The organism is Plantactinospora sp. BC1 (assembly GCF_003030345.1).
GTDB lineage: Bacteria > Actinomycetota > Actinomycetes > Mycobacteriales > Micromonosporaceae > Plantactinospora.
Genome location: NZ_CP028158.1, coordinates 991,717 through 1,014,290, shown reverse-complemented (window position 1 = coordinate 1,014,290; position 22,574 = coordinate 991,717). Strand labels below are relative to the sequence as shown.

16 protein-coding genes are annotated in these 22,574 nt (G+C 73.8%); 11 read left to right on the top strand and 5 right to left on the bottom strand.

Annotated features, from left to right (window positions below; all coding sequences use genetic code 11):
- The first annotated feature begins 44 nt into the window (after positions 1 to 44).
- Together panD and C6361_RS04270 are read left to right on the top strand one after the other, a co-directional pair.
- A complete protein-coding gene (gene panD / locus C6361_RS04275) occupies positions 45 to 413 on the top strand; it encodes an aspartate 1-decarboxylase (RefSeq protein WP_107255893.1) in 369 nt (122 codons plus the stop codon).
- 53 nt (positions 414 to 466) lie between these two features.
- Positions 467 to 1,513 carry a pyridoxal-phosphate dependent enzyme gene (locus C6361_RS04270; RefSeq protein ID WP_159079166.1) on the top strand — a complete coding sequence of 349 codons (1,047 nt, stop codon included), beginning with the start codon at positions 467 to 469 and terminating at the stop codon, positions 1,511 to 1,513.
- A 134-nt stretch (positions 1,514 to 1,647) separates the two neighbouring features.
- On the opposite strand, the gene C6361_RS04265 is transcribed toward C6361_RS04270, so the two are convergent.
- Positions 1,648 to 1,863, bottom strand: a complete 216-nt coding sequence (locus C6361_RS04265; protein WP_107255891.1) for an MbtH family protein — start codon at positions 1,861 to 1,863, stop codon at positions 1,648 to 1,650.
- 342 nt (positions 1,864 to 2,205) lie between these two features.
- Here C6361_RS04265 and C6361_RS04260 point away from each other — a divergent pair, with 342 nt between their 5' ends.
- Positions 2,206 to 3,129: a TauD/TfdA family dioxygenase gene (locus tag C6361_RS04260; RefSeq protein ID WP_199853234.1), complete on the top strand. Its 924-nt coding sequence runs from the start codon at positions 2,206 to 2,208 to the stop codon at positions 3,127 to 3,129.
- On the opposite strand, the gene C6361_RS04255 is transcribed toward C6361_RS04260, so the two are convergent.
- Positions 3,120 to 4,877: an ABC transporter ATP-binding protein gene (locus C6361_RS04255; protein WP_107266826.1), complete on the bottom strand. Its 1,758-nt coding sequence runs from the start codon at positions 4,875 to 4,877 to the stop codon at positions 3,120 to 3,122. The two genes, C6361_RS04260 and C6361_RS04255, sit on opposite strands and share 10 nt — an antisense overlap.
- Positions 4,874 to 6,595: an ABC transporter ATP-binding protein gene (locus tag C6361_RS04250; RefSeq protein WP_159079165.1), complete on the bottom strand. Its 1,722-nt coding sequence runs from the start codon at positions 6,593 to 6,595 to the stop codon at positions 4,874 to 4,876. Before C6361_RS04250 ends, C6361_RS04255 begins: the two co-directional genes overlap by 4 nt.
- Positions 6,596 to 6,807: 212 nt before the next feature.
- On the opposite strand from C6361_RS04250, the gene C6361_RS04245 reads away from it, so the two are divergent.
- The 7 genes from C6361_RS04245 to C6361_RS04215 all read left to right on the top strand — a co-directional run bounded on the left by C6361_RS04245 (position 6,808) and on the right by C6361_RS04215 (position 20,787).
- Positions 6,808 to 13,125: a non-ribosomal peptide synthetase gene (locus C6361_RS04245; protein ID WP_107266824.1), complete on the top strand. Its 6,318-nt coding sequence runs from the start codon at positions 6,808 to 6,810 to the stop codon at positions 13,123 to 13,125.
- A 202-nt stretch (positions 13,126 to 13,327) separates the two neighbouring features.
- A complete protein-coding gene (locus C6361_RS38950) occupies positions 13,328 to 14,359 on the top strand; it encodes a ParB/RepB/Spo0J family partition protein (protein WP_199853233.1) in 1,032 nt (343 codons plus the stop codon).
- A 574-nt stretch (positions 14,360 to 14,933) separates the two neighbouring features.
- Positions 14,934 to 16,052 (top strand): glycosyltransferase family 2 protein, encoded by a 1,119-nt coding sequence (locus C6361_RS04235; RefSeq protein WP_159079164.1) that lies wholly within the window; start codon positions 14,934 to 14,936, stop codon positions 16,050 to 16,052.
- Positions 16,049 to 17,443, top strand: coding sequence for a condensation domain-containing protein (locus C6361_RS04230; RefSeq protein WP_107266822.1), 1,395 nt, complete (start codon positions 16,049 to 16,051; stop codon positions 17,441 to 17,443). Before C6361_RS04235 ends, C6361_RS04230 begins: the two co-directional genes overlap by 4 nt.
- A gap of 42 nt (positions 17,444 to 17,485) precedes the next feature.
- A complete protein-coding gene (locus C6361_RS04225) occupies positions 17,486 to 18,640 on the top strand; it encodes a hypothetical protein (protein WP_107255884.1) in 1,155 nt (384 codons plus the stop codon).
- A gap of 2 nt (positions 18,641 to 18,642) precedes the next feature.
- Positions 18,643 to 19,686, top strand: coding sequence for a hypothetical protein (locus C6361_RS04220; RefSeq protein ID WP_234359556.1), 1,044 nt, complete (start codon positions 18,643 to 18,645; stop codon positions 19,684 to 19,686).
- A gap of 33 nt (positions 19,687 to 19,719) precedes the next feature.
- Positions 19,720 to 20,787, top strand: coding sequence for an ornithine carbamoyltransferase (locus C6361_RS04215; protein ID WP_107266820.1), 1,068 nt, complete (start codon positions 19,720 to 19,722; stop codon positions 20,785 to 20,787).
- Here C6361_RS04215 and C6361_RS04210 read toward each other — a convergent pair.
- Together C6361_RS04210 and map are read right to left on the bottom strand one after the other, a co-directional pair.
- Complete coding sequence (locus C6361_RS04210) at positions 20,707 to 21,258, bottom strand: hypothetical protein (RefSeq protein ID WP_107266819.1); 552 nt, start codon at positions 21,256 to 21,258, stop codon at positions 20,707 to 20,709. The genes C6361_RS04215 and C6361_RS04210 overlap by 81 nt on opposite strands.
- Positions 21,259 to 21,333: 75 nt before the next feature.
- Positions 21,334 to 22,152: a type I methionyl aminopeptidase gene (map, locus tag C6361_RS04205; protein WP_107263535.1), complete on the bottom strand. Its 819-nt coding sequence runs from the start codon at positions 22,150 to 22,152 to the stop codon at positions 21,334 to 21,336.
- 75 nt (positions 22,153 to 22,227) lie between these two features.
- Between map and C6361_RS04200 the strand changes: the two genes are divergently transcribed.
- Positions 22,228 to 22,524, top strand: a complete 297-nt coding sequence (locus C6361_RS04200) for a helix-turn-helix domain-containing protein (protein ID WP_107266818.1) — start codon at positions 22,228 to 22,230, stop codon at positions 22,522 to 22,524.
- Positions 22,525 to 22,574 lie beyond the last annotated feature (50 nt).

Genomic DNA, 22,574 nt, shown 5'->3' with positions numbered 1-22,574 from the left:
CTCGCCCGGAGATTCCGAAATCTTCGCCAGGAAAGGGTCCGCCAGTGTTTCGTACGATGGTGAAATCGAAAATCCACCGGGCCACGGTCACCCAGGCCGACCTGAACTACATCGGCTCGCTTACCGTCGACCTCGACCTGCTCGACGCCGCCGATCTCATCGCCGGTGAGCAGGTGCACGTGGTCAACGTGACCAACGGCGCCCGCCTGGTGACCTACCTGATCGAGGGGGAGCGCGGCTCCGGGATCATCAGCGTGAACGGGGCCGGCGCCCGGCTGGCCCACCCCGGCGACATCCTGATCATCATCGGGTACGGCGTCGCCGACACCGAGACGGAGTCCGTGAAGCCGAAGGTCGTGTTCGTCGACGGGAACAACCGGATAGCGGATCTCGGCCACCTCCTCGACCGCTGATGCCCGACGCCGGAAGCCCGACCGTCACGGGCCAGCGCGACACGAGCGGACGGGTGGGCTCCCCGCTGCGGCTGGCCGCACACACCGACACGCCCCTGTGGCCGGTGCTGGTGCGTCGGCGGGGCGGCGAGCATCCGCTCTGGCTGAAGCTGGAGCTCTTCAACCCCACCGGCTCGATCAAGTACCGCACGGCGGTCGGGCTGGTCGCGGCGCTGGACGCCGAACGCCCGCTGGCGCCGGGCACCCAGGTCGTGGAGTCGACCTCGGGAAACCTCGGCCTCGCCCTGGCCCGGGTGCTCTCGCTGCTGCACTGCCACCTCACGGTCGTGGTCGACCCGAAGGTGCCGGCCACCGTACGCGACCGGCTGCGCGCCGAGGGCGCGGTGGTGGCGCCGGTGGACGAGCGGGACACCCACGGCGGCTACCTGCTCACCCGCCTGGCCCGGGTACGCGAGCTGTGTGCGGAGGACCCGGCACTGCGCTGGCCCGACCAGTACTCCAACCCGGCCAACCCGGGGGTGCACCGGGACATCACGGCCCGCGAGCTGCTCCGCCAGACCGGCGGCGACCTCGACGCGGTACTGGTCGCGGTGAGCACCGGCGGCACGCTCGTCGGGATCAGCGAGGGAGTGCGGCAGGCCCGGCCGGGCGTGCGGATCTACGCGGTCGACGTCCAGGGTTCGCTGGTGACCCGGGACGTCGGCCGCTCGCACCTGCTCACCGGCATCGGCTCCAGCCGCAAGTCGTCGTTCCTGCGCCCGGGGCACTACGACGAGGCGCTCCGGGTGCGTGACGTGGAAGCCTTCGCGTACTGCCGGATGTTCCTCGACGACACCGGCCTCGCGATCGGGGGATCGGGCGGGGCGGTCCTCGCCGCCTACGTCGGGGGGCTGCCGGCGGCCACGGGCGGGCCCCGCCGGCCGGTGGCGGTCATCCCGGACGGCGGGGACAACTACGGCGTCACCGTGTACGACGACGGGTGGCTGGCCCGGCACGGCGTGCTGGACGAGACCCGGGCGGTCCAGGAGGCGGCCCGGGCGGACGGGGTCGGCTTCGACGGGTCGGCGCTGGCCGCCCCGCTCGGCGGCTGGCGGCGCTGACCGGGCAAGGAGCGGCGCTCGACCCGGGCGAGGAGCCGCGCTGAACCCCGGGGCGAACAAACGGCGCTGAACCCGGGTGAGGACCCGGGTGCGCCGGTGGCGGGTGGCCCGCCCCGGCACACCACCGGCGCCGGTCAGGCCGTCGCCTCCATCGACCGGCGCAGGCTCAGCGGGCGCATGTCGGTCCACACCTCGCTGATGTGCTCCAGGCACTCCGACTTGCTGCCCGTGCGGCCCACCTCCCGCCACCCGGCCGGGATCTCCCGGTCGGCCAGCCAGATGGAGTACTGCTCCTCGTCATTCACCACGACCGTGTACCGCCGGTCGTCCTGATCGTCGTCGAAGGCCATCCCTTTTCCCCTTTCCGTGCGCCGGCCAGGCCCGGTTCGCCGGTCGATGCTAGGGCACCACTCCGGCGGCCGACAACGATTCCGTCACGGGCCGGGAACGTGCCTCGTTTGCCGCCCGGCGCCGCGCTGGTACGTTTCTCCACGCCGGTTGCGGCCCCTGCGGACGACGCGGAGCAAAGACGGCCGGAAATACAGCGGCGAGCAACGGACGAAAAGGTGCGAGAAATGGCGTCAGAGGCACCCGAAAAGGCGTCGCGGGGTCCGAGGAGCCGGCGACGTACCGCAGTAGCCGGGTCCGCGCTGGTCGACAGCGGCCGGCTCCACCCCGACCGGAACCTCCCGGTGCTGATCCGTCCGGCGGTGCCCGGCGTGCAGCTCGACCAGTGGGCCGTGGCGCACCGGGACGTGATCGAGGAACACCTGCTGGCCTCCGGCGCCGTACTGCTGCGCGGCTCCGGCATCACCGACCCGGCCCGGTTCGACGCGTTCATGGCGGCGCTCTATCCCGACCTCGTCGCCGAACACGAGCGGTCGTCACCACGGCACCAGGTCAGTGGCAACGTCTACACCTCCACCGACCACCCGGCCGACCAGTCGATCTTCCTGCACAACGAGATGTCGTACTCGGTCCGCTGGCCGATGCGGATCGGCTTCTGCTGCGTCACGGCGCCCGCCACCGGCGGCGCGACGCCGATCGCCGGCACCCGCGAGGTCCTCGACCTGCTGCCGGTGCCGGTGCGGGAGGAGTTCGCCCGCCGTGGCGTGCGGTACGTGCGCAACTACGGCGACGGGTTGGGCCTGCCGTGGCAGACCTCGTTCCACACCGACGACCGGGCCGAGGTGGAGCGCTACTGCCAGGAGAACGGTCTCACCGCCGAGTGGAAGGACGGCGACCGGCTGCGCACCACCCGGGTCGCGCCGGCATTCGCCCGGCACCCCACGACCGGGGAGACGGTGTGGTTCAACCACGCCACCTTCTTCCACGTCTCCACTTTGGAGCCGACCCTCCGGGACGCCCTGCTGGCCGACTTCGGGCCGTACGGCGTGCCGACGAACAGCTTCTACGGCGACGGCGAGCCGATCGAGCCGGAGACGCTGGCGATCCTGCACGCCGCGTACGACCGGGCGACCGTCTCCTTCCCCTGGCAGGAGGGGGACGTGCTGCTGCTGGACAACATGCTGGCCGCGCACGGCCGGGCCCCGTTCACCGGGCGCCGGAAGGTCGTGGTGGCGATGGCCGACCCGGTCGAGGCCACCTACGCCTGACCGTGCCAGGCCCGCCAGAGCCTGGCGTACACGCCGTCGGTGGCCACCAGCTCCTCGTGCCGGCCCACCTCGATCAGCCGGCCCCCGTCGAGCACCGCCACCCGGTCGGCGTCGTGCGCGGTGTGCAGCTTGTGTGCGACCGCGATGACGGTCCGCCCGGCGAGCAGGGCGGCCAGCGACCGTTCGAGGCGCCGGGCCGAGCGCGGGCTCAGCGCCGCGGTCGCCTCGTCGAGGATCAGCACCGCCGGATCGACCAGGACCAGCCGGGCCAGCGCGAGCTGCTGGGACTGCGCTGCGGAGAGGGCATGCCCGCCCGCACCGACCCGGGTCTCCAGCCCCTGCGGCAGCGCCTCGGCCCAGCCGAGCGCGTCGACGGTCCGGAGCGCCCGTACCACGTCGGCGTCGACGTCCGGCGGCAGCGGTAGCCGTACGTTGTCGCGCAGCGACCCGGCGAAGACGTGGTTCTCCTGGGTCAGCATCGCGACGTACCCGCGCAGGACCTCGGGCGGCAGCGCGTGTGTCGGCACCCCGCCGATCTCGACGGTCCCGCCGTCGGGCAGGTCGATGCCGCTGACGAGGCGTACCAGGGTGCTCTTGCCGGCCCCGCTGGGCCCGACGAGCGCGAGCCGTTCGCCGGGGGCGACCGTCAGGCTCACCTCGTGCAGTACCGGCGTGGCGTCGTAGCCGAAGCCCACCGCGTGCACCCGTACCCCGTTGCCGTCGGGGCGGATCGAGGTCTCCGTCGGGCGGCACGCCGCACCCTGCTCCGCCGCGTTCTGCACCCCGACGACCCGGGCGAGCGCGGCCGAGGCGAGCTGGAGTTCGTCGAGCCAGCCGACCAGCGCGTCGAGCGGTTCGACCAGCAGCCACGCGTAGACGGTCACCGCGACGACGTCACCGAGGCTCACCGCGCCGCGCTGGTACTGCACCGCGCCGAGGATCAGCGCCGCCAGCACCGTCAGCAGGTACGACAGCTCGACACCGGGCAGCCATTCGGTCCGCAGCCGCAGCGTGTGGCGTTCGGCGGCACGCACCTCGGCGATCGCCCGGTCGGTGTCGGAGATCCGCCTCGGGCCGAGCCGCAGCGCCTCGACCGTCCGCGCCCCGGCCACGGTCTCGTGCACCACCGCGTTCACCCTCGCCCACGCCGCGGTTTCGGCCCGGTAGCCGGCGGGAGCGCGGCGCAGGTACCGCCGGGTGCCGAGGATCAGCAGCGGCAGCCCGGCCGCCAGGCAGAGCGCGAGCGTCACGTCGGTGAGCAGCATCGCACCGACGGTCAGCGTCGCCACGGCCGCCGCGACCACCACCTCGGGTACGGCGGAGCGCAGCGCGTACGACAGCGACTCGACGTCGGAGGTGACCCGGGTCAGCAGGTCGCCGGCCGGGGCCCGCTCGACCAGTGGCAGCGGCAGCCGCAGCACCCGGTCCATGAACCGCTCCCGGATCCGGGCCAGCAGCTCCTCGGCGAGGAGGGCGGCGCGGCGGCGGGCCGCCAGCACGAACGCCGCCTGGACCAGCAGCACACCGGCGTAGCCGGCGGCGAGCGTGTCGACCCGGGCGACCGGGGTGCCGCGCTGCACGGCGTCCACGATGGAGCCGAGCAGGCGCGGGCCGACCAGCGCGGCGGCCGCCGCCACGACGTGCAGCCCGAGGATCAGGCCGAGCCGGCCACGGTGCGCGGCAAGCAGTTCGCGGGCGTACGCCCAGACCGCGCGGCCGGACGCGACCGGCAGGGCGGGGGCGCTCACGGTCGTACCGCCGTCTCGGCGGCGCCCCGGCCGACGTGTTCGCGGTAGCGCTCGTCATCGGCGAGCAGGCTCGGATGGTTGCCCTCGGCCACCGCCCGCCCGCCCTCGACCAGCACGACGTGCTCCGCCCGGGCCAGCAGCAGCGGGCTCGCGGTCAGCAGCACCGTGGTCCGTCCGGCCCGGGTCCCCGGCAACGACTCCGCCACCCGCGCCTCGGTGTGGGCGTCCAGCGCGCTCGTCGGTTCGTCCAGCAGCAGCACGTCCGGGTCGGCGACCAGCGCCCGGGCCAGGGCCAGCCGCTGCCGTTGCCCGGCCGACAGGGAGCGGCCCTGCTCGGTCACCGGCCGGGACCAGCCCGCCGGGTCACCGCTGAGCAGGTCATCGGCCGCCGCCGTGGCCAGGGCCAGCTCCGGCGGCACGCCACGGCCGGCGCGGGGCGGGTCGAGGGTCTCCGCCAGCGTGCCGGCGAAGAGCACCGCGTCCGCGTCGACGAGGAGCACCCGCCGCCGCAGCTCCGCCAGGGGCAGCCGATCCAGGGGTACGCCGCCGAGGCGGACGTCCCCGGCCGCGTAGCCGGCCAGCCGGGCCGGTACCGCCACGGCGTCGCCCGGGTCGAGGCAGACGATCGCGGTGAGCGTGCCCGGTCGTACGGTCACTCCGTAGTCGTGGTCGACCAGCCCGACGTCCCCGTCCGGCGGGGAGAGCGGCCGGGCCGGTTCGGGCCGGTCCCGCCCGATCGTCAGCAGCGCGTGCACCCGGCGTGCCGAGACCAGCCCCCGGGTCAGCGCGACGACCGCGTCCGACGCCGCGCTCAGCGGCAGGAAGAGGAAGGCGGCGTAGCCGTAGAAGGCGGCCAGTTCGCCCGCGCTGATCCGGCCCGCCGCGGCGGCCCGCGCCCCGAGCCAGGTGACGGTGACCAGCACCAGACCGGGCAGCAGCACCTGTGCGGCGTACATCGTGGCCTGGGTCCGGGCCGTGACGACCGCGGTGTGGCGCACCTGCTGCGAGGCGCGGTGGTAGCGGGCCAGGACGTTCTGCTCGCCGCCGATGCCGCGCAGGACCCGCAGCCCGGCCGCGACGTCGGCGGCGACCGACGCGGCCCCGGCGAGCGCGTCGCCGACCCGGCGCTGACGGCGTTGCAGCGGTGCGGCGAACGCGCCGACCGCCGCGAGCGTGACCGGCACCCCGAGCACGACCACGGCGCCCAGCGCGGGTGACGCCGCCAGCAGGAGTACCGCGATGACGACCACCGAGGCGACCGCCCCGGCCAGGTTCGCCGCCGCGACCAACGCGAACCCCACGTTCGCCGACTCGATCCCGGAGAGCGCCACCACCTCACCGGCGACGAGTCGGCGCCGGACGGTGTCGCCCAGCCCGGCCACGTGCCCGACCGTGAGCCGCTGCACCCGGAAGCCGGCTGCCAGCCGGATCGACACGGAGACCCGGTGCGCCCAGACGCTCGCCACCGTGCTCAGCACCCCCACCGCGCCGACCGCGCCGACCCACCGGGCGAAGACACCGTCCGTTCCGCCGGCCACCAGCGCGTCGACGGCCCGTCCCACCCCGGCCGGGATGAGGCTCCGGGTGCCCATCGCGACGACGGCGAGCGTGCAGCCGTACACCAGCAACCGCCACTGCCGCTTGGCGATCCAGCGGAACAGCACGGCTGCGGAACGCAGGTCCGGCCGCTCCACGGCATTGTCGTCGGGTCGGCGCACGGTCGGAGGGTAGCCCGCGACGGCGCTTCCCGAGAGTGGACAGTTCGGTTACCGTCCACATTGCGATCGGCCGATACGACCTGGTCGCCTTCGCCGTCCTGGCCCGGATCGCCGCACTGGCGCGATCGGGTCGGCCACGCGGGAACCGTGCGCCACAGGCGGCCAGGAGTGTGTGGTGTCTCAACCGACGTACCGTCCGATGGGGGTCGCCCGTGACTGTCACTGAGAACGCGGAGGCCGGTGGCGCCGGAGCCGGTGAGGCGTACCGGCTCTCGCCGTTGCAGCAGCGGATCTCGACCGTCGCGGCCGGTGAGCCCGGACCCTACCTGGTGCGCGGCGTGGTCGCGGTGGACGGGCCACTGGACGTGGCGGCCCTCGGCACGGCCGTCGACGCGGTGGTGGCGCGGTACGAGATCCTGCGCACCGGCTTTCCCACCCTGCCGTCGATGAGCCTGCCGGTGCAGGCGATCGGGCCGGCCCGGCCGGGACGACTCGACGTGGACGGCGCCGTTCCCGAACCCGGACCCGACGCCGACGCCGTGGGCGGTGTGCGGACCCCGCCGCGCTTCCGGCTCACCCGGCTCGGTCCCGACCGGCACCGCCTGGAGGTGACCGCGTCGGCGATGTGCCTCGACACCGGCTCGATCGGCCCGCTGACGGCGGCGATCGCGGCGGAGTACCACGCGGCCGTCGGAGGGCCGGCCCCGACGACCGAGCCGGTGCAGTACGCCGACCTGGCGGAGTGGCTCAACGAACTGCTGGAGTCGCCCGAGTCGGCCGCCGGCCGGGACCACTGGCAGACCCTGTCCGAAGAGGACGGTCTCCGGGAGGCGCTCGCTCGCGACCTGCCGCTGGCGGAACGGGCCCCCGACCCGCGATCCGACCGGTGCACGCCCCGGGACTGTCCCGTCCCCGTCGAGGCGGAGACCTCGGCCGCCATCGACGGCTTCGAGGCACCGGCCGACGCGGTGCTGCTGGCGGTGTGGCGGGTGCTGCTGGCCCGGCTCACCGCCGAGCGGCGGGTCCTGGTCGCGGTGGCCGCCGACGGCCGCGACGACGAGGAACTCGCCGACGTGGTGGGGCCGCTCACCCGGTTCACGCCGCACCTCGCCACCGTCGATCCACAGTGGTCGCTGCGCACCGCCGTCGAACGGCTCGGTGCGGCGGACGCCGAGAACGGCCGGCTGCACCAGTACTTCGGCTGGGACCTGCCGGCCGAGGCGGCCACCCCGTACGTCCCGCTGGCCTTCGAGTACCTCGACCTGCCCGGCGCCGTGCAGGCCGGCCCGGTGACCTTCCGGGTGGTGGCTGCCGAGGGCCCCGCCGACCGTTTCGACCTGAAGCTCTCCGTCGTGCGTACCCCGGACGGGCTCGCGACCGTGCTGCGCTACGACGCGGAGGCGCTCGACGACGCCACCGCGTCCCGGCTCGCGGCCCACCTCGGGCAGCTGCTCCGGGAGGCGCTTAGTCGCCCTGACACCCCGGTCGCGGAGCTGTCGCTGCTGCCCCCCGCGCAGCAGCGCGCCCTGCTGGCCGGCACCTGGCGGGCCGCACCGCCGTCGACCGTCGAGCCGATCTGCTTCCACCACCGCTTCCAGCACCGGGCGGCGAGCACGCCCGACCGGCCGGCGGTGGTGTACGGCGACACCACCCTCACCTTCGGCGAGCTGAACACCCGGGCCAACCGGTTGGCCCGGCACCTGACGGCCCGTGGTGTCGCCGCCGAGACCCTCGTCGGGGTCTGCCTGCCGCCCGGCCCGGAGCTGCCGGTCGCCGTGCTGGCCGTGCTGAAGGCCGGCGGCGGCTACGTACCGCTGGACCCGGACGGGCCGGCGGAGCGGGTCGCGTTCCAGCTCCGCGACGCGGGACTGAAGCTGGTCGTCACGGTCGCCGAGGTCGCCACCCGGCTAAGCCTGCCCTCGGCCGAAATACTGCGGCTGGACACCGACCTGCCGCCGGCCGACCCGGACGAGCCGACGGCGGACCCGGCGCCGGTGGCCGGCCCGGACAATCCCGCCTACGCCATCTACACCTCCGGCTCGACCGGGCGGCCGAAGGGCGTCCTGGTCAGCCACCGCGCGCTCGCCGCCTTCCACGACGCCATGCGGGCCGCCGTCTACGGTGGACACCTCGACCGGCCCGCCCGGGTGGTGTTGAACGCCCCGGTCACCTTCGACGCCTCGCTGCAACAGCTCGTCCTGCTCCTGGACGGGCACGAACTCCACCTGCTGCCGCCGTCGCTGCGGCGGGACAACCACGGGCTGGTCCGGTACCTCCGGGGCCAGGGCATCGCGGCAGTGAACGCCACCCCCACCCAGTTGGCCACGCTGGTCGACGCCGGGCTGCTGGCGCCGGCCGGCGCCGACGGGACACCGCCGGCCCTGCTGATCGTGGCCGGTGAGGCGCTGCCCGGTCCGCTCGCCGCGACCCTCGCCGCCGCGCCGGCCACCGCCGTCTACAACTGCTACGGCCCGACCGAGGCGACGGTGAACGCCACCTACCTGCGGCTCACCGCCGACGTGTCGGGTGCGGCGCCGCCGATCGGCCGGCCCCTGCCCGGATACCACGTCTACGTGCTCGACGAGCGGGGTCGGCCGGTACCCCCGGGCGTGCCGGGTGAGCTGTACCTCGGCGGGCCGGGGCTCGCCCGTGGCTATCTCGGCCGCCCCGACCTGACCGCCGAGCGGTTCGTCCCGGACCCGTTCGGCGACGGTGGACGCCTCTACCGCACCGGCGACCTCGGCCGGTACCGCGCCGACGGGCGGCTCGACTTCCTGGGCCGGATCGACGACCAGGTGAAGATCAACGGCTTTCGGGTGGAGCCGGCGGAGGTGGCGGAGGCGCTGCGCCAGCACCCCGATGTCCGGGACGCGGTGGCGACGGTACGCGACGGCGTCGCCGGGCCCCGCCTGGTCGGCTACTACGTCGCCGGCACCGGGGCGCCGTCGCTCGACGCGCTGCGCGAGTTCCTCGGGGAGCGGCTGCCGCCGTACATGGTGCCGGCGGTGCTGGTGCCGATCGACGCGATTCCCACCACGCGCGGCGGCAAGGTCGACCGGGCGGCACTGCCGGCCCCGGACAGCAGCCGGCCGGAGCTGACCGCCGCGTACCAGGCGCCCCGGTTCCCGACCGAGGAGGTGCTCTGCGCGGTCTGGGTGGCCGCGCTCGGCGTGGACCGGGTCGGCATCGACGACGACTTCTTCGCCCTCGGCGGCGACTCGATCCGGAGCATCCAGATGCGGGCGGTCGCCGCCGAGCGCGACGTCGCCTTCTCGGTGCAGCAGTTGTTCGAGCACCGGACCGTGCGCCGGCTGGCCGCCGCGATCGCCGCCGCACCCGAGCGGGCCGATCCGACCGCCCCGGCCCGACCGGTCGGCCCGTTCGAACTGCTCGACGACGCGGACCGGGCGGCGCTGCCGGACGGCGTCGTGGCGGCGTACCCGCTCGCGGCGACCCAGGCCGGGATGGTCTTCGACAGCGAGTACCGCCCGGGCGCACCGGTCTTCCACAACACCCGTACCGCGCACCTGCGGGCGCCGCTCCACCCCGACCTGCTGCGCGAGGTACTCGACCAGATCGCGCGGGAGCACCCGATCCTGCGTACCTCCTTCGCCCTCACCGGATTCCGCGAGCCGCTCCAGTTGGTGCAGGAGACCGCGCGGGTGCCGCTGCAGGTGTACGACCTGCGGGACCTGCCGGCGGACGAGCGGGAGCGGGCACTCGCCGATTTCGTCGCCGCCGAGCAGGCCCGGCGCTTCGACTGGGCCCAGGCCCCGCTGGTGCGCTTCGCGGTGCATCGCCGCACCGACGAGACGTTCCAGTTCACGCTGACGATGCACGAGGCCGTACTCGACGGCTGGAGCGTGGCGACGCTGCTGACCGACCTGTTCGGCCGCTATCTCGCCGCGGTCGGCGGCGCGCCGGTGGCGGAGCGGCCGTGTCGAGCCGCCTTCGTCGACTTCGTCGCGGCGGAACGCGACAGCGTGGCCCGGGTGGCCGACCGCGACTTCTGGCTCGACCGGCTCGCCGGCACCACCGGCACGCTGCTCTCGCCCGGGCGCGGCGGGCGCGGCGACCGGCACCGGCTGGTCGACGTGCCGGTGGACCCGAAGGTCGCGGAGGGGCTCGCCGGGGTGGCCCGGTCCCTGGCGGTGCCGCTCAAGAGCGTGCTGCTCGCCGCGCACGTCCGGGCCACGACGCTCGCCACCGGCGAGGCCGACGTCGTCACCGGGTTGGTCGCCAACGGCCGGATGGAGGTGGCCGACGGCGAGCGCGTCCTCGGCCAGTTCCTCAACACCTTGCCGCTGCGGGTCCGGGTCGGCGCGGGTAGCTGGGCCGAGCTGGTGCGCGCGGTCTTCGCCCTGGAGACCGCGCAACTGCCCCACCGCCGGTACCCGCTGACCCGGATCACCCGCGACCTGGGCGTGGCCTATCTGCTGGACACCGCGTTCAACTTCACCTCCTTCCACGTGTACCGGCAGATGGAGCAGGCCGGCGTCGAGGTGATCGAGACGGATCTGCGCGACCAGACCGGCCTGTCGCTGCTGGCCGACTTCGGCGTCGACCCGTACAGCGGCGCGATCCGGTTGGAGCTGAGCTGCACCGGCCTGGGCGACGCCGAGGTGGACCGCCTGGTCGGCTACTACCGCGACTGCCTCGCGGCACTCGCCGCCGACCCGGCCGGGCGGCAGGACCGGTTGCGCTCTCCGCAGGCCCGACCCGGCGGCGAGCCGGCGGACCGGGCCGGCGGCGAATCCTTCGCCCTCCGCTTCGGGCGGCAGGCCGCGCGCACGCCGCAGGCCCGGGCGGTCTCCTGCGGCGACCGGGTGCTCAGCTATGCCGAGCTGGACGAGCGCACCGCCGCCCTGGCGGCCCTGCTGCGCGACCGGGGCGTGGGCCGGGAGAGCGTCGTCGGCGTGCTCGCGCCGCGCGGCGTGGAACTGCTGGTCGGTGTCGTCGCGGTGCTGCGGGCCGGTGCGGCGTACCTGCCGCTGCATCCGGGCGATCCGGTCCCGCGTCTGCGCGCGGTGCTCGACGGCAGCGCCCCGGCCCTGGTCCTGACCGGACCGGACTGCGCGGCGGTACTCGCGGAGGTCACCGACGGCGTCGCGGCGGTGCCGATCGACAGCGGTGCAGCGGCCCCGATCGCCGGGGCGCTGCCGGCAGCGGTACCGGACCCACCGCTCGGGCACCCGGGTGACCTGGCCTGCGTCCTGCACACCTCCGGCTCCACCGGCCTGCCCAAGGGCGTACTGCTGGAGGCGGGCGGCGTGCTCAACCACCTGCTCGCCAAGATCGACGAGTTCGGGCTCGCCGGCGGCGACCGGGTGGCGCAGACCGCCCGGTCCACCTTCGTGGTCGCGGTCTGGCAGCTGCTGGCCCCACTCCTGGTCGGCGCCGAGGTGGTGGTGCTGCCCGACGAGGTGGTCGAGGACCCGACCGCGCTGGTGCCGGTGCTGGCGCGCGAGCGGATCACCGTCGCGGAGGTGGTCGCCTCGTATCTCGACGCGGCGCTGCGGCCGAGCGCCGAGCCGGTGCCGCTGCCCGACCTGCGTTTCATGATCTCCACCGGCGAGGCGCTACCGGCCCACGTCGCCCGGCGCTGGTTCGAGCGCTACCCGGCGGTCCCGCTGGTGAACGCGTACGGGCAGACCGAGTGCAGTGACGACGTCGCCAGTTGGCACCTCGGCGCCGCGCCGGAGGGTGACAACTGCCCCATCGGCAGCGCCTACCCGCATGCCGGGCTGCACATCCTCGACGACGCGCTGGAGCCGGTCCCCACCGGCACGGTCGGTCAGCTCTACGTCGGCGGCTTCGGGGTCGGCCGGGGCTACCTCGGCGATCCGGCGGGCACCGCCGCCGCCTTCCGGCCGGACCCGAGCGGGTCGGGGCGCCGGCTATACGCGACCGGCGACCTCGCCCGGGAGCGGTTGGACGGCCTGGTGGAGCATCGTGGGCGGTCGGACCGGCAGGTGCAGGTCCACGGGGTACGGATCGAACCGGGCGAGATCGAGGCGGTACTGGCGGCGCATCCCGCCGTCGAGCGGGTCGTGGTGGCCACCGGGGCGGCGGTGGACGGTACGCCGAGGCTGGTGGCCTTCGTCGAAACCGGCGAAGCCGACGCGGCGGAGCTGACCGGACACGTACGAAGGCATCTTCCGGCGGCGTTCGTGCCGGCGGTGGTGGCGGTGACGTCGCTGCCGAGCAACGCCAACGGCAAGGTGGACCATGCCGCCCTGCCCTGGCCGTCGGCCGCGCGGCCGTCCTCCGCCGCCACCGCCCCGCGTACCCCGACCGAGCGCGCCGTCGCCGACATCTGTGCCACGGTCCTGCGGCGCGAGTCCGTCGGTGTGCACGACGACTTCTTCGAGCTCGGCGCGGACTCTCTGACGGTAACGGTGCTGGCGTTCGAGTTGCGGTCGGTGTTCGGCGTGGACGTGCCGGTACACGAGGTCTATGACCAGCCAACGGTCGCCGGTATCGCGGAGTTTATGGAACGCGGCGGTCTCGAAACAGGGGCCGATGGTTGACGCGGCGCGGCGTTGGTGATAAAGCCGATAATCGACTTGGTGCTTTCCTAACCTGTCGTCTCCGAAACGCGCGTGTTATCGTCGGATCAGCACGGGGGTTAGGCTCTAGTCAATACTTCGTAACGGCAAAGCCGCTTTATAGTGGCGTTTGCCGCGACGCCGTGCCGTCGTTTCCAGCCACGGTCCTTCGGGGGGAGTAACGGTGGAGCAGAACGGCAGGAAGATCGTCGATCTTGCCCAGCGTATCGGGGCGGTGCCAGATGCCCTGCGTACCGATCTGGTCCGCATCGAGGAACTGAGGTCGGCGGACTCGCCCCGGCTGTCCGGCCTCAACATGGAGCACAGCCGGATGCTGGCGGAGATCGACGCGACACTGCCGCCGATCCTGGTCAGCCGCCGGACGATGCGGGTCATCGACGGGATGCACCGCCTGCACGCGGCGATGCTGCGCGGCGAGGAGTACATCGAGGTCGAGTTCTTCGACGGCAGCGAGCGGGAGGAGTTCGTCGCCGCCGTCCGCGCCAACACCGCGCACGGGCTGCCGCTCTCGCTGGCCGAACGGCAGGCGGCGGCCGCCCGGATCATCTGCTCGCACCCCGAGTGGTCGGACCGCGCGGTCGGCAAGGCCACCGGCCTCGCACCCGGCACCGTCGCCAGCGTCCGGCACCGGGCCGGCGCCGCCACGGTCTCCGCCCGGGTCGGCCGGGACGGCCGCACCAGGCCGGTGAGCAGCGCCTCCGGGCGCGTCCTGGCCAGCGAAATCATCGCCGCGCGGCCCGAGGCGTCGCTCCGGGAGATCGCCCGGGAGGCCGGCATCTCCCTGGCGACGGCCCGGGACGTGCGCGCCCGGGTGCGCCGTGGCGACGATCCGGTACCCCCTCGCGAGCGCCGCAACAACCACCTGATCGACGCGACCCGGCGCCCCCAGCCGGTCCCCGCCCGGGAGCCCTCCCGCGAGCCGACGAACATGCACCCGCAGTCCGCGCCGGAGTCCAGCCGGGCCGCCATCCTCCAGGGGCTGATGAACGACCCGTCGCTGCGCTTCACCGAGTCCGGCCGGAACATCCTGCGCTGGCTCAACCTGCGCGCCGGTGGCACCGAGGGCTGGGAGGAGGTCGCCGCCGACGTGCCCCCGCACAGCATCTACGTGCTGGCTGACCTGGGCCGTCAGTGCGCCGCCGAGTGGAGCGGCCTGGCCGACCAGCTCGAGCAGCGGGTCCGCCGGATGGCCTGACCGGCCGTCGCCGGCACACCCCGCAGCCCTCCGGGCAGCCGCCCGGCACGACGTACCCCGCAACCCCTCGAAGCAGCCCGCTCGGCGTCGACATGCCGGGCGGGCTGAGGTGTCTGGCGCCGCCGACGTCGAGTCCGGCTCGCCGATCGGGCCACCTCCGGCCGCGCGGACGTCGTACCCGCCGGGGCGTGGACCACGCCCCGGCGCACATCTCGCCCGGTCGCCACGGATGCCCGGTCACCCTGGTCCGGCATGGTCGTGTCGTGGCCGATTTGCGGGCCGGTCACCGGCCCGAACGCGTTTTGCGACGTCCCGGATCGGGCGGGTCGAGAAGCGCGCTGGACCGGTCCGTGATTGCGGGTTAGGGTTCGGCAAGTCGCGCAACTGCCGTTGCAAGTCCTTTCGCAAGCGTATGCGCCAGTGGTCGCCGCCAACTTTGCTTGCACCTTTCACCGTCTGCATGGAGATAACGCATGCCGGATTCTGCCGTTGGATTGCAGGGCGTAACCGAAACTTTCGCTGACAATACGTATCAGTATGCATTCGGGGTGCAATCGCGAAAGGGTGCGTCATTGTGAGCGGCGAGTTGCCACCACCGGCGGCCGATCCACCAGGCATTTCGGTCGTGGTCCCGGTACGCGGGCGGGTGGCCGAACTCGCCGACCTCCTGGAGAGCCTCGCCGTGGCGGCGGCCCGCTGCCCGGCGCCGGTGGAGGTGGTCGTCGTCGACGACTCCTGCGCCGAGGACGCCGCCCGGCACCGGGCCAACTGCGAGCGCGCCGGCGCCCGGTACGTGACCGGTCCCCGGCACGTCGGCGCGAAACGCAACCTCGGGGTCGCGCTGGCCCGCCACGACCTCGTGCTCTTCACCGACTCCGACTGCCAACTCGCGCCCGACGTGTTGCAGCGGCACGTGTCGCGGCTGCACAGCGCGCCACGGCACGTCGCGGGCGTGGCCGGCCCGACCCGGGTCCGGGACAGCGACACCGCGGTCTTCCGCGTGGCACGCCGCTCGCCGTACCTGAACACCGCCTTCGACCGGCCGATCAGGTACACCCGGGTCACCTGGGCCACCACCTCCAACCTGGCGCTGCGCAAGTCGGCCTTCCAGCAGGTCGGCGGCTTCGCCGAGGACACCCTGACCGTGGTCGCCGGCGAGGACGTCGACCTCGGGCTGCGACTGAGCGCGGCCGGCTACGTCATCGAGTGCGACCCCAAGGCAGAGGTGATCCACCACCCGGGCAACAGCGAGTCGCTCCGCGCGGTGTGCCAGCGGCTCTACACGTACGGCCGGTCGGGACAGTGGCTCTCCCAGGTGCACCCGGGCCGGCGCCGCGCCAAGACGAACGCCGTCAGCGCCGTCGGCGTGGCCGCGGCGGCCGGTGTCGCCGCCGCCCGGGTCACCCGGGGGCGCAGCCTGCTGGCCGCCCCACTCGTCGCCGCCGCGTTGCTGGCCCGGGACGCCTACCGCCGGTACCGGCCGGGCGACGGACCCCACCCGGTCCGCGACGCGGTGGCCTGCGCGCTGCTGGACTGGTCGAACGATGCCGGCAAGGCCGTCGCCGCCATCCAGCTCGGCCGGCCGGACTACCTGTTCGGCGAGTTCGAGTGGGTCGACGAGCCGACCCGCCGGGCGGCGACCAACGCCGATCCGTCGAGCCCCGACGGCCCGGCGGACGGGCAACCGCGATGAGTTCCGGCGCTCCCACCCCGCTGGCCCTGGCACCGAGCCAGGAGACGGTGTGGGAGTTCACCAAGTACTTCGCGCCGGACGACCCCGGGCAGGCGAAGTTCAACGTCGTACAGACCGTCGAACTCGACGTCGACCTGGACAGCGAGGTGCTCGCCGCCGCACTGGCCGACGTGGCGGCGCGACACGACTCGCTGCGTACCCGCTTCCTCAGCACCGGCTGCGACCCGTGGATCCGGGTCGACCCGGCCGTCGAGCCGCCGCTGCGGGTCGTCGACCTGCGCGGCCTGGCCGGAGACGAGCAGGAGCGCGACCTCGCCGAACTCGCCTTCTCCGAGCGGTACCGGGACTTCGACCTCCTCGCCGGACCGCTCTGGCAGGTCACCCTGGTCCGCCTCGCGGCCGACCGGAACATCCTGCTCGTCTGCATGTTCCACGTGATCGCGGACGGCTGGTCGATAAGCGTGTTCCTGGACGACCTGGACGCGGCGTACCGGACGAGGAGCGGCCTGCGACCGCCGCAGCCGCCACCCGTGATCGGCTTCCAGGAGGTGGCCGAACGGCAGCGCCGGCTGCGCGACCGGACGAACGGACGGGCCGCGTACTGGCGGGCGGCGCTGACCCCGCTGCCCGGGCCGCTGCCGTTCCCGGTCGAGCACCGGAGCACCGACCTACAGGGCGAGGGACAGTACCGGTTCAGCCTCCCGCCGGAGGTGGCCGACGCGGTACGGACCGTCGCCACCACCGCCCGCACCACGCCGTTCACGGTGCTGCTCGCGGCGTACCATCTGGTGCTCGCCGGTCGGACCGGTCAGCGGCGCCTGGTCCTCGGCAGCACCACCCTCGGCCGGGACACGCCCGACAGCACCGGCGTGATCGGCCAGTTCACCACCAACATCTACCTGCCGCTCTCGGCCGATCCGGGCCGCTCGTTCCTGGAACACGTGGCCACGGCGCACCGGGCCAACGTGGACGCGCTGCGGCACGCCGCCTCGTTCACCGAGATCGCCGACGCGGTCAACCCGACCTTCCGGCAGCAGCGGCCCTGGCCGTTCATCCATCTCTTCGACGCGTGGTTCCAGTCGGCCGTACCGGCGCGGGGGACGGTCCCGGAGGAGGGGGAGCGGGCGACCGCCGCACCCCCGGACGGCGGCGCGGAGAGCGTCCGGCCCGAGTGGTCGCCGACCGCACCACCCGAACGAATTCCACTGTGGATTCGCCGGGGCGCTCCCGGCGTCGTGATCGACGCCGACCGCCGGGGCGGGGTGCTGCTCTACAACCCCAGCTTCTTCCGCCAGGAGATGGTCGCCGAGCTGGTCGGCCAGTACCAGAGCGCCGTGGCGACGCTCGCCGTGGCGCCCACCCGCCCGGTCGGCCCGACCGGCCTGCTCTAGCGCGGCCACCCGGCCCGGACGGCACCGGAGGAGACAGAAGACATGACGTTGTCGGAACGGACGCTGACGCTGGACGGTGCCCGCGTGCCGTACCGGTACGGCATCGACTGCGCCGCCGCCGTCGCGCAGTCGGTCGAGGCGGAGTGCGGCGGCAGCGGCTCGGTGCTGTTCGTCGTCGACCGGCACGCCCTGCCGCACGCCGAGCCGGTCATGCGACGGCTGGCCGGCCGGGCCCGGCTGGAGCGGTTCGTGCTGGACGCCGTCGAGCCGCGCAAGACCCTCGCCGCCGTGCAGGAGATCCTGGAGTTCGCGGTGGAACGGCGGGTCCGGCGCGGCTCGCTCGTCGTCGCGATGGGCGGCGGCCTGGTCGGCAACGTCGCCGGCCTCACCGCCGCGCTGCTCTACCGGGGTACCCGCCTGGTGCACCTGCCCACCACCCCCGTGGCGGCGTTCGACTCGGTGCTCTCCCTGAAGCAGGGGGTGAACCTCAGCGGTGGCAAGAACCTCTGCGGCACCTACTTCCCGCCCTCGCTCATCGCCTGCGACCTCGGCTGGCTGCGCTCGGTGCCGCACCCGCAGATGCTCACCGGGCTGGCCGAGATGGCCAAGAACGTGCTGATCGCGATGCCCCGCCTGGAGGACCAGTTCGTCGGGGCGGTGAAGGCGTTGGTCGACCGGCCGACCGACGGGCTGCTGGACCTGCTGGACATCGGGATCACCGCCAAGGCCTCCTATCTGGAGACCGATCCTCGGGAGCGGCGGCAGGCGCTGATCTTCGAGTACGGGCACACGGTCGGGCACGCGTTGGAGTTCACCTCCCGGGGCGGGATGGGGCACGGCGAGGCGGTCGCCTGGGGGATGCTGGTCGCCGCCACGATCAGCGCGACGGCGTACGGCCTGCCCGACCGTGAGCTGGATCGGCACCGTTTCCTGGTGTCGCTGCTGGAGCTTCCCGACCCGGCGCGCCGCTTCCACGCCCTCGACCTGGCCGCCGTACGGGCGGTGCTGGCGATGGACAACAAGCGCGGCTACATCCGCTGTGCACAGCACGAGATTCCGATGGTGCTGCTCGGGGCGGACGGGCGACCGGTCTCCGCGCCCGACGGGCACCCGCTGGTGGCGGTCCCCGAGGCGATCGTCGGCACGGCACTGCGGGCGGTGGCGGGCCGGGCCGGCACCGGATGGGAGGCTTCGTGACCATGGAGACGCTGCGCTTTCTCGACCGGGCTGCGGTGAGCGCGTGCCTGCGCGAGATCGATCCCGTGGAGGTCGTCGCCGACCTGGTCCGGGCACACACGCTGGGCCGCACCACGATGCCGGCCGAGGGCTACCTGAGCTGGACGAACGGGGAGGGCGCCTACAGCCGGGCGATCGCCATGCTCGGCGCGGTCCCGGCGGCGGGCGGCGGGACGGCGTACGGGATGAAGCTCATCAACGCCGCCGTGAGCAATCCGAAACACGGCCGTGAACGGGCCGGTGGGCTCAGTTTCGTCTTCGACCCGGAGACGGCACGACCGGTGCTGGTCGCCGAGGCGGCCCGGCTCAGCGCGGTGCGTACGGCCGCCTACACGCTGCTCAGTCTGCGCGAACTCGGCCCCGTCGAGCCGGACGCGGTCACCTTCCTCGGTGCCGGCGTACTCGCCAGCACCCACCTCGAACTGATGGTCGCCGGCTTCCCCACGCTGCGCCGGGTGTACGTCTTCGACGTCGTACCCGACCGGGCCGAGGCGTTCGCCGACCGGGCCCGTGCCGCCTATCCGCGGCTCGCGGTCGAGGTGGCGCCGGACGCGCGCCGGGCGGTCGGCGTGGCACCCGTCCTGGTCACGGTGACCACCAGCGACACGCCGTACATCCCGCCGTCGTGGTTGCCCTCGGGCGGCTTCGTCGCACACGTCTCACTCGACGACCTCACCGAGGAGGCGATCCTCGGCGCCGAGGCGATCTACGTGGACGACGCCGACCTCATCCGGGAGAACCCGCGCCGGATCATGGGCCGGCTGATGCAGGACGATAAGCTACTGTGGACGGACGAGGGCGGTTCCGCCGGCACGGCGTCGACCGGCCGTCCCCTGGACGGCAGCCTCGGCCAGGTCCTGCTCGGCCACCGACCCGCCCGGCGCCCCGGCACCGGATACGTGGTCAGCAATCCGTTCGGCATGGCCGTCCTGGACGTCGGGCTGGTCGACGCGGTCGCCACCGTGGCGGCCAGAACCGACGCGGGTGTGCGGCTGGAGCTGTTCTGAGAGTCGCGTCGACGTTGGAGGCTGCCCGTGTCGATGTCCGCGCCGTTCGTCGGTCCGCCGCCGCACCGGTCCGCGCCGAGCCTGCTGTCCCTGGCCGATCTGCCGTTCGCCGCCCTCGACCGGCTGGTCACCCGCTCGGTCGAGCCGTACCGCGACCCGGATGTGGTGGCCACCGGGCCGCTGCGCGGGCGTAGCGTCGGCGTGCTCTTCACGAAGACCTCCACCCGGACCCGCACGGCCTTCACCGTCGCGGCCGGGCGGCTCGGCGCCCAGGTGGTCAGCTACGGCCCGGACGACCTGCAACTCGGCACCGGGGAGTCGCTCGCGGACACCGGCCGGATGTTCGGCCTGATGCTCGACGGCCTGGTCGTGCGGACCGCGGGACCCCTGGCCGACATGCGGCTGCTCGCGGCGAGCAGCGGCATCCCGGTGGTCAACGCGATGGCGGCCGAGGAGCATCCGACCCAGGCCGTCTGCGACCTGGCCACCATCGTGCTGCACCGGGGCGGTGTCGCCGGGGTGCGGCTGCTCTACGTCGGGGAGGCGAACAACACCGCCACCGCGCTGGCCCTGGGTGCGGCGGCGTTCCCCGGTGTCGACCTGACGTTCCTGACCCCGCCCGGGTACGCCCTGCCGGCCGCCGTACTCGACCGGGCCGCCGAGTGCGCCGCGGCGGGCGGTGGGCGGCTCACGGAGTGCCACGACCCGGCCGAGGCGCGGCGCGGCGTGGACTTCGTCTACACGACCCGGTGGCAGACGACCGGCACCAGCAAGGCGGATCCGGCGTGGCGGGAGACGTTCCGCCCGTTCTACGTCGACCAGGCGTTTCTGGAGCGGTCGCCCGGAGCGCTGTTCCTGCACGACCTGCCGGCGCATCGCGGCGACGAGGTGGCCGGGGCGGTCCTGGACGGCCCCCGGTCGATCGCCTGGTCCCAGGCGCGGATGAAGCTCTACAGCGCGATGGCGGTGCTGGAGTCCCTGTTGGGAGCCGTCGAGGATCGTGCCGCGAGCGACGGAGGGTCAGGGCGTCGGCTCGGACAGGCCGGCTTGGCGACCCCGACCGGATCGGCGCAGCAGCCTGGCCCCGACCAGGGGCAGTAGGTGCAGCACGACGACGAGCACGGCCGTCAGCCAGGCGATCTGGCCGACTGAGAGTCCCTGCGGGGCCAGCACCAGGCCGGCGCAGGCGGCGGTGAGCAGCGCGTGCAGCGCGAGGCGCAGCGCGATCCTCCGGGTCGAGTCGTCCGGGTCGGCCGCATCACGCTCGGCGGCACCCCGCCGCAGTGTGCCGAGCATCGCCGAGATCGCGATCAGGACGGCGAACTGTAGCGCCCAGAGGGCGGTCCGCCCGACACCGGCTCCGTCGGTCAGCGACGGCGCGACGATGGTCGTGACCGCGAGCGCGACGAAGACCGGCGGCCAGGTGAGGATGAAGGCGTACGTCCCCGCCAGCGTCACCCGTCGGGTCGGGCTGACCTTCGGCAGGACCTGTTGCTCGATGCGGGCGATGACCTCGTCGGAGGCCCGCACCAGCTTGCCGGTCGAGCGCCCCTCGGGCGTCGGGCGGGACATGCCGACCAGCCTAGTACCCCGGCGAAAGTCCACTGTGGCCGACCGCCACGCCCCGGTCACCGGAGTGCCCGGGGGTCAGGAGGCTGTGCCGGGCTTTTCGGCCAGCTCGGTCGAGGCGGCGCTCGGCGTGGGGCGGCGGGTCAGGACCCGGGGGCCGGCAGCCGTGATGGCGACCGTGTGTTCGGAGTGCGCGGTGCGGGAGCCGTCGGCGGAGCGGATCGTCCAGCCGTCCTCGTCGAACCTGATCTTGTCGGTGGAGCGGCAGAACCAGGGCTCGATGGCGATGGTGAGGCCGGGTTCGAGTTTCAGGCCGCGCCGGGGCCGGCCCCTGTTCGAGACGTGCGGGGCCTCGTGCATGGTGCGGCCGATGCCGTGGCCGCCGAACTCGCCGTTGACGCTGTACCCGTACGAGTCGGCGACCTCGCCGATCGCGGCGGAGATGTCGCCGAGCCGGCCGCCGGGCTGGGCGGCGGTGATGCCGGCCTCCAGCGCGACCTCGGTGGCCTCGATCAGCTTCAGGTCGGCCGGGTCGGGGGTGCCGACGATGACGGAGAGCGCGGAGTCGGCGACCCAGCCGTCGATGCCGGCCGCCATGTCGATGCTGAGCAGGTCACCGTCGCGCAGAACGTAGTCGTGCGGCAGGCCGTGCAGCACCGCGTCGTTGACCGACAGGCACAGCACGTTGCGGAACGGACCGCGACCGAACGACGGGGCGTAGTCCCAGTAGCAGGACTCGGCGCCGCGTTCGGAGATCCGGCGCCGGGCGTGGTGTTCGAGGTCCAGCAGGTTGACGCCGACCGCGGCGACATCGCTCAGTTCGGCGAGCAACTCGCCGACGAACTGGCCGGCCACCGCCATCCGGCCGATCTCCTCGGCGGACTTGAACTCGATCACCACAGCCTCCCTCTCCACGTGCCGGTATTTTTATACCACGCCGGGTCGGGGTTGCTCCGGGGGTATCCTGCGGGCATGGTTCGCCAGCCGCTCACCGCCGAACAGATCGCCGCCGGCCAGCGCCTCGGAGCCGCGCTCCGGGCCGCGCGGGCCGACCGCAGCCTCGTCGAGGTGGCCCTGGCGGCCGGCATCTCTCCGGAGACGCTGCGCAAGATCGAGTCCGGTCGCCTTCCCGCACCGGCCTTCGGCACCGTGGTCTGCCTCAGTCAGGCCCTCGACGTCCCGCTCGGCGACCTGGCCGACGTCTGGCTGGCCGACATGCCGGTCCGCCAGGCGTCCTGGAGACCGGCCGCCGCCCAGGCACTCGGGTAGGAAATCTGGTTCAGGAGTACCTGGGCGGGCCCGCCGGATTCGGGTCCGCA

What these genes read in the sequence shown, in the direction of transcription:
- C6361_RS04265 (WP_107255891.1), bottom strand. Translation starts at nt 1,863, where the DNA reads ATGGCCTTCGACGACGATCAGGACGACCGGCGGTACACGGTCGTGGTG.
- C6361_RS04230 (WP_107266822.1), top strand. Translation starts at nt 16,049, where the DNA reads ATGAGTTCCGGCGCTCCCACCCCGCTGGCCCTGGCACCGAGCCAGGAG.
- C6361_RS04225 (WP_107255884.1), top strand. Translation starts at nt 17,486, where the DNA reads ATGACGTTGTCGGAACGGACGCTGACGCTGGACGGTGCCCGCGTGCCG.
- C6361_RS04220 (WP_234359556.1), top strand. Translation starts at nt 18,643, where the DNA reads ATGGAGACGCTGCGCTTTCTCGACCGGGCTGCGGTGAGCGCGTGCCTG.
- C6361_RS04215 (WP_107266820.1), top strand. Translation starts at nt 19,720, where the DNA reads ATGTCCGCGCCGTTCGTCGGTCCGCCGCCGCACCGGTCCGCGCCGAGC.
- C6361_RS04210 (WP_107266819.1), bottom strand. Translation starts at nt 21,258, where the DNA reads ATGTCCCGCCCGACGCCCGAGGGGCGCTCGACCGGCAAGCTGGTGCGG.
- C6361_RS04200 (WP_107266818.1), top strand. Translation starts at nt 22,228, where the DNA reads ATGGTTCGCCAGCCGCTCACCGCCGAACAGATCGCCGCCGGCCAGCGC.